The sequence below is a fragment of the Bacteroides sp. UBA939 genome (genome assembly GCF_002293435.1).
Lineage (GTDB): Bacteria > Bacteroidota > Bacteroidia > Bacteroidales > Bacteroidaceae > Bacteroides.
Genome location: NZ_DBDF01000205.1, coordinates 1 through 1,931, shown reverse-complemented (window position 1 = coordinate 1,931; position 1,931 = coordinate 1). Strand labels below are relative to the sequence as shown.

General features: G+C 36.9%; 1 protein-coding gene. It reads right to left on the bottom strand.

Features of this window, described 5'->3' with window-relative positions; translation table 11 throughout:
- Positions 1-234: 234 nt before the first annotated feature.
- Positions 235-1,881, bottom strand: coding sequence for a glycosyltransferase family 32 protein (locus B2Z67_RS13270; RefSeq protein WP_291530320.1), 1,647 nt, complete (start codon positions 1,879-1,881; stop codon positions 235-237).
- Between the last annotated feature and the right edge of the window lie 50 nt (positions 1,882-1,931).

Sequence of the window (1,931 nt, the reverse complement as noted above, 5' to 3'; positions counted from 1 at the left end):
AAGTTACCCTCACTCTGTTTTTTTGCTAGTGATTTGGTTGTAACACACTGATATACAGTGGTTAAACGGGATATATATGGTTCTTGGACGGGATATATGCGGTGCGTGAACCATCTATATCCCGTGTTTGCACCATCTATATCCCGTTCACGAACCACATATATGTGGTGTAAATACCATCTATATGCGGTGAAAATACCGTCATTTTTGAATTCCGGTCACCGAAATATCACACTAATAAGTTTGCGATATCCAAGATCCTAAGAAATAATGAATAGCGAATGCATTCTCTACTTTCATTTCTATATCTGCATTTTCTTTGTTATGAATCAGCATTCCAACTTCTTCAAGGGTTAATGGAGCTATTAACTCGGCAGGCAATAACGTTACATCTCCATTCCCGGCATACGCATTATAAATTCGCGTAGTCATAAATGGACCTGTGGTCTCCATGATTTCCAAAGCTTTATATTTGGGCAATGACTTCTTTTCACTAATTATGTCGTCTATTATCATCTTTAAATAATTATGTTTAGGGATTGAAGCCATTAACGCATTGCCCACAATAAAAGGTTTATTATTTCTATGTGCATGTACCTCCGGTTCCAATCCCATGCAGCAAGTTGAATCTCCCAATAAAGAATCTAATGGTTCAAGACATTCATAATCCATATCTGCATAAACTCCACCGTACTGATAGAGTATTAAATAACGAATAAAATCCCAACGTTGCACATTAAAAGGCAAGGAGTGATAAAAAGATATCAAATTAGGGAAAAAAGAAACCAGGAAGTTTTCTATGTCGCTTCTGCTCCAAAAATGATACTCCCAATTAGGATGATGTTCTTTCCATGATTCGGCTATCCTTTGTAACATTTTTGAAGGTCCTGCGGGATCTTCATATACCTGATGAATAATTTTAGGTATTCTCATCAATCCATCCGCTTTATGGCTTAATTCAACCAATCTCTTCTTTAGGAAAATAGATGTTCTCAAGTTATTGTTATGGATGATGTTGTCCGGCATTCTTATCTCTATTGCCTGAGAATGTAAATCTGCATTTGTATCACTTATAATAAATGTAGGATGAATAATCTTGTCTATTGTACTTAAAGGAATATTGGCAAATGGATGATTGCTTATAAAATGCGTGGCATTATTGTCACATCCAATGTTACAGATTAGGTTGGCATTAGGCATAATGGAAAGTCTGTTATTGACCAGATTATGATAGGCATATTGATAGTCCCATGAATTTACTCCCCGGTTATAGTGTAACTGAAAGTTTTGCAACCAACATCCTTTGAATGCCCCATGACTTGGCATCTTTTCAATATAGTTCATCTGCATAAATAACGGAAATGTCTTTATATCAATATCATAATCCTTCCATACGCGGCGCCATCCTGCCCAACCCCATACGTGGGTTAAAGATGAAAAATAATAACAGCCATCTCCCCTGGAGACATGATTCTGATAATTTCCTCCCGAAATATGCCCTATCCGGTCATCATCTCTATATTTTTCCAGAAGAGAGGAACAGAAACCAAAGAAACTATCAGCCGGAAGGCAGTCGTCTTCAAGTATGATACCTTCGGGTTCGTTTTCAAAAAACCAGGTGATTGCTTTATTTACAGCATTTCCACACCCTAAATTAATATCACTGAATAATGTTTTAACTTCACAGTCCCAATCCACATCCTCAATGATTTTACGAGTTTGGTTACATAGTTCCATTTCGGCTTCTGTTCTGGGGCCGTCGGCCGCTACATATAGCCTTTGCGGTTGGGCTTTTCTAATTTGATTGAACACTTGTTGAGTCGTATCAGCCCTTTTGAATATAATAAAAAGGACTGGAGTATTAGTATCGTAATGTAACATCAATAGTTCGTTATAAAATCATATAATATTTACGATATTCATGCTACCCT

Excerpts from the sequence above, each read along its gene's own strand:
- B2Z67_RS13270 (WP_291530320.1), bottom strand. The coding sequence starts at position 1,881 with ATGTTACATTACGATACTAATACTCCAGTCCTTTTTATTATATTCAAA.